This window comes from Roseicyclus sp. (assembly GCF_052168335.1).
In the GTDB taxonomy this organism is placed as follows: domain Bacteria; phylum Pseudomonadota; class Alphaproteobacteria; order Rhodobacterales; family Rhodobacteraceae; genus Roseibacterium.
In genome coordinates this window covers 1-4,780 of record NZ_JBQLZP010000578.1, presented here as the reverse complement: position 1 = coordinate 4,780, position 4,780 = coordinate 1, and the positions used below count along the sequence as shown (strand labels likewise).

The 4,780-nt window shown below is 70.3% G+C and carries 4 protein-coding genes; 1 reads left to right on the top strand and 3 read right to left on the bottom strand.

Features of this window, described 5'->3' with window-relative positions; all coding sequences use genetic code 11:
* Positions 1 to 62: 62 nt before the first annotated feature.
* From ACTS11_RS17810 to ACTS11_RS17800, 3 genes are read right to left on the bottom strand one after another with little or no spacing between them, the layout of a single operon-like run.
* Positions 63 to 1,103: a substrate-binding domain-containing protein gene (locus ACTS11_RS17810; RefSeq protein WP_442641638.1), complete on the bottom strand. Its 1,041-nt coding sequence runs from the start codon at positions 1,101 to 1,103 to the stop codon at positions 63 to 65.
* Between the two features lie 33 nt (positions 1,104 to 1,136).
* Positions 1,137 to 2,189 carry an ABC transporter permease gene (locus ACTS11_RS17805; protein WP_442641637.1) on the bottom strand — a complete coding sequence of 351 codons (1,053 nt, stop codon included), beginning with the start codon at positions 2,187 to 2,189 and terminating at the stop codon, positions 1,137 to 1,139.
* A 5-nt stretch (positions 2,190 to 2,194) separates the two neighbouring features.
* On the bottom strand, positions 2,195 to 3,721 hold the full coding sequence (locus ACTS11_RS17800) for a sugar ABC transporter ATP-binding protein (protein ID WP_442641636.1): 1,527 nt from the start codon (positions 3,719 to 3,721) through the stop codon (positions 2,195 to 2,197).
* 152 nt (positions 3,722 to 3,873) lie between these two features.
* Here ACTS11_RS17800 and mtnK point away from each other — a divergent pair.
* On the top strand, positions 3,874 to 4,780 hold a 907-nt coding region (gene mtnK / locus ACTS11_RS17795), incomplete at its 3' end, for an S-methyl-5-thioribose kinase (protein ID WP_442641635.1).

The window sequence follows — 4,780 nt, the reverse complement described above, 5'->3', positions numbered from 1 at the left end:
CGTCCTTTCCCTCGGCAACTCGCGGCCCCCGCAATGGCGCTGCGGGGGCCGCCTTCGTGGTGTCAGCGCGGCGGCAGCGGCATCCAGTCGGTCATGGCGACATCCGCGTGCGAGAACTGCGGCATGGCGGCGGCGAGGTCCTCCATGTTCGTGATGTCGTTCTCGTTCAGGAAGTCCTGCGTGATCAGCGTCGGCGGCACGATCACCTGCGCGCCCGGATCGCCGCCCGTCAGCATGATGGCGAGCGCCCGCACCGAGACCTCGCCCACCACGGCGGGGTTGGTCGCGACGGTGGCGCGCCAGGGGCTGCCCGCCTCGCGCATCAGCGCGATGTCGGCGGTGGACACGTCGGCCGAGTAGATCGAGAGGTCGCCGCTCATCCCCGCCTCGTCGGCGGCGATCTTCACGCCCTTCGCGAACTCGTTGTAGGGCGCGAAGAAGACCGAGATCGTCGGGTTCGCCTGCAACGCCGCGCGCGCCTGGTTCGCGTTGGCGTTGGCGATGGGATTGTCGAGCGTGCCGATGCGCGCGACCTCGTTGATGCCGGGATTGGCGGCGAGCACCTCCTCCCAGGCGACGTGGCGGCGGTCGAGCGGCGCGATGCCGGGCACGTAGACGTAGCCCGCGTCGAACTCGGTCCCGTTGTCCTCGAGCGCCTGCTGGAGCGCCATCTGGCCGAGCAGGTAGTCCGACTGCTCGATCTGCGGGATGGCCTCGTTCTCGACGTTCACGTCGAAGGCCACCACGTCGATGCCCGCGTCGACCGCGCGCTGCGCCGCCTCGCGCATGGACTCGGTCAGGCCGTGCTGGATGATGATGCCGTCGACGCCCAGCGCGATGGCCTGGTCCACCATGTCGGCCTGGAGCGCGGCGTCCTGGCGGCTGTCGAAGACGCGGAGGTTCACGCCCAGCGCCTCGGCCTGCGCCTCGACGCCCGCGAGATAGGCCTGGAAGAAGTCGCCGGTGGACAGGTAGCGCACCAGCGCGATGGTGACGTCATCGGGGTTGTCGAGGGGCGCGGGCATGTCCTGCGCCAGCGCGGGCGTTGCCGCCATGGTCGAGGCCAGCAACAGGCCCAGCGTCGTCCGTCTCGTGAAGTTCATGGTCTTCCTCCCTTGGTTTGGGCGTGCCGCCCGTCAGTGCCCCGCGCCGGCCTTCCTCTGGGACAGTGCGAAGGTGAACATCAGCGCGATGACCAGCACCGCGCCCTTGACGAAATCCTGCGTGTAGTAGGGCGCGTTCATCATCGTGAGACCCTGGAGCAGGATGCCCACGAAGAGCGCGCCGATGGCCGTGCCGAAGGCGTTCGGCTTGGCCGCGCCGAGGACCGCGAAGCCGATCAGCGCCGCCGCGACGGAATCGAGCAGGAGGTTGTTGCCGCTGGCGATGTCGCCGCGCCCGAGGCGTGCGGCGAGCAGGATGCCGCCGACGGAGGCGAGCATCCCCGAGATCATGTAGGCGAGCACCTTGTAGCGCGCGACCGGGGTTCCCGCGAGGCCCGCCGCCCGCTCGTTCGAGCCGATGGCGTACATCAGCCGCCCGTGCCGGGTGAGCTCGAGGAACACCCAGATCAGCACCGCGATCAGCAGGAACAGGACCACGGGCACCGGGATCAGGTCCTCGAGGAAGAAATCGAAACGGTGCCGCCCGATCCAGAGGAACGCGGCGGAGAAGGTGCCCTCCGCCACCTCGCCCGAGGGCAGCGTCATGCCGGTGGAGATGGAGTTGCCCTCCGTCGGGATGCGCTGGAGCCCGATCAGCAGGAACATCATGCCGAGCGTCGCGAGAAGGTCCGGCACCCGCATCTTCACGATGAGAAAGCCGTTGATCGCGCCCACCGCCGCCCCCATCGCGAGGCAGGCGAGGACCGCCACGATGGCGGGCTGCTCCATCACCACCATGACGTAGGCGGACAGCATCAGCGCCGAGGTGGCGACCGACCCGATGGACAGGTCGAAGCCCCCCACCACCAGCGTGCAGGTCACGCCGAGGGCGAGGATGCCGGTGATGGCGACGGACTGGAAGATGAACACCGCCGGGCGCGGACCCGCGAAGCCAGGCGCGAAGATCGCGAAGAAGATCACGAGGCCGACGAGGAGCAGGAGGAATCCGTAGCGGATGGCGTAGTGCGTGAAGCCCCTGCCCTGCCCGCCGCGCGCGCCCGCGCGCCCTGCCCCGATCTCCGCCATGCGCCTCAGCCCCCTGCCCTTGTGTCCGCGCCCTCGCGCGGCGCGTTCCCGGAGACCTCGGCCAGGATGCGCCCGAGGTTCACCTCCGCGTTGCGATGCTCGCCCGCGACCCGGCCCTCGTGCAGGACCACGATGCGGTCCGCGATCTCGAAGGCCTCGTCGAGTTCCGAGACCAGCACGATGGTCGCCCGGTCCCCCGCCGTCTGCCGGATGCGCTGGCCGATGTCGCGGCGCGCGCGGATGTCGACGCCCTGGAAGGGCTCGTCGAGGACGAGGACGCGGCAGGCCTCCGCCATCCAGCGGCCGACCATGACCTTCTGCTGGTTCCCGCCCGAGAGCGTGCCGATCCCGTCGGCGGGCCCCTGGCAGACGATGCCGAGCGTTCCGATCATCTCCTCCGTGCGCCCCCGCTGCGCGCGCGGGCGGAGGAAGCCGAGGCGCGCATGGCGCTCGAGGAAGGGCAGCGTCAGGTTGTCGGTGATGTCGAAGTCGCGGATCACGCCGTTCGCCGCCCGGTCGCGCGGGCAGAGGAACACGCCCGAGGCGATCCCCTCGCGCACCGAGGCCGGCGCATAGGGCACCCCCTCCAGCCGCATGGTCCCGGCGGCGGGCCGCTCGAGCCCCGCGACGATGGACGCGAGCCGCGCCTTGCCCGACCCGAGGAGACCCGTGATCACCACGACCTCGCCCCGCCGCGCCGCGAGGTCGATGGGCTCGGACCCCTCGAAGAGGCGCAGGCCGTCGAGGCTCAGGACGGGTTCCGCACCCTCCGTCACCTGCACGTCCACCGCCGTCATCGCGTGGCCGAGCATCGCCGTCACGGCGCCTTCGTAGTCCAGTTCCGGCCCCTCGAACACGCCCGAGACCTGCCCGTCGCGCATGGAAACGATCCGGTCCGCGACCCGGCGGATGTCGGAAGTCCGGTGCGAGATGTAGAGGATAGCGACACCCCGCTCGCGCAGCCGGTCGATCAGCGCGAAGAGGCGCTCGGCCTCCGTGGCGGAGAGCGACGAGGTCGGCTCGTCGAGGACCAGCACCTTGGGGTCGCGCGCCATGGCCCGCGCGATGGCGATGAGCTGGCGTTCCGCGAGTCCGAGGTCGCCCACCTTGGCGCGCGGATCGAGGTCGAGGCCCATCGCCTCGGCGACGCGGCGCGCCTCCTCCCGGAGCGCGCGGCCGCGCACGAAGAAGCCCGCGCTGCGCTGCGTCAGCCGGTCGAGAAGCAGGTTCGAGGCCACGTCGAGGTCGGGAATCACGCCGTCATCGATGGACTGGTGCACCGTGACGACGCCCTGCCCGATGGCGTCCGAGACCGAGGCGGGCGCGTAGTCGGCCCCGAAGAGGCGCATGGTGCCCGCATCCGCGCGATGGACGCCGCAGAGCACCTTCACCAGCGTCGACTTGCCCGCCCCGTTCGCGCCCATCAGCACGGTGACCTCGCCGGGATGGAGCGACAGGCCGACGCCGCGCAGCACGCGGTTCGGACCGAACGCCTTTTCGATCCCGATCAGTTCAAGCGCGGCTGCGGCCATGGTCTCCTCCCGCCTCTGACGTTAGCCACGGCTTTCCAATTGTCAACGACGTTGACATATGCCCAGTCTTTCGCGGACACTTGGGGGAAACGGGCGCGGGAAACGGGGCCGGGAGGACCCCGCGACCGAGGCCCGCGAGGGAGGGAGGAGACATGGCGGAATATCAGGCGCTGGACGTCGCGACGCTGCCCGCGCGCCTCGCGGGCGTGGCGGCCGTCGCGGACCGCGTGGGCGGCGACCCGGACACATGGCAGGTGCGAGAGGTGGGCGACGGCAACCTCAACCTCGTCTTCATCGTCACCGGCAGCGCGGGCGCGGTCGTCGTCAAGCAGGCGCTCCCTTACGTCCGCCTCGTCGGCGATGCCTGGCCCCTGTCCGCGCGCCGCGCCTATTTCGAGTACAACGCCCTGATCCGCCAGGCCGGGCGCGACCCGGGCCGGGTGCCGGAGGTGCTGCACTTCGACGAGGACCAGGCGCTGATCGCGATGGAATACCTCGAGGGCCACACGATCCTGCGCGGCCGTCTCATCGCAGGGCAGCGGACCGAGGGCTTGGGCGCGGCGCTGGGGCGCTTCTGCGCGCGGACCGCCTTCCGGGGCTCGGACCTCCACATGGAGACGGCGGAGAAGAAGGCCGACACCGCCCTCTTCCTCGCCAACACCGAGCTCTGCGACATCACCGAGAGCCTCGTCTTCACCGACCCCTACTACGCCGCCGAGATGAACGCCCACAATCCGCACCTCGACGCGGTCGTTGCGCGGCTCCGGGCGGATGTGGGGCTCAAGACCCAGGCGCAGCACATGCTCGCGAAGTTCGCGAACAACGCCGAGACGCTCTGCCACGGCGACCTGCACACCGGCTCGGTCATGTGCACGGACACGCAGACGCGGGTGATCGACCCCGAGTTCGGCATCTACGGGCCGATGGGCTTCGACATCGGGATGCTGATCGCCAACTTCTTCATGGCCTATCTCAGCCAGCCCGCCCACCGGCAGGGCGATCCCGGCGACTTCCAGGACTGGATCCTGTCCGTCACGCGCGAGACCTGGGAGGCCTTCG

Excerpts from the sequence above, each read along its gene's own strand:
- ACTS11_RS17805 (WP_442641637.1), bottom strand. The coding sequence starts at position 2,189 with ATGGCGGAGATCGGGGCAGGGCGCGCGGGCGCGCGCGGCGGGCAGGGC.
- ACTS11_RS17800 (WP_442641636.1), bottom strand. The coding sequence starts at position 3,721 with ATGGCCGCAGCCGCGCTTGAACTGATCGGGATCGAAAAGGCGTTCGGT.
- ACTS11_RS17810 (WP_442641638.1), bottom strand. The coding sequence starts at position 1,103 with ATGAACTTCACGAGACGGACGACGCTGGGCCTGTTGCTGGCCTCGACC.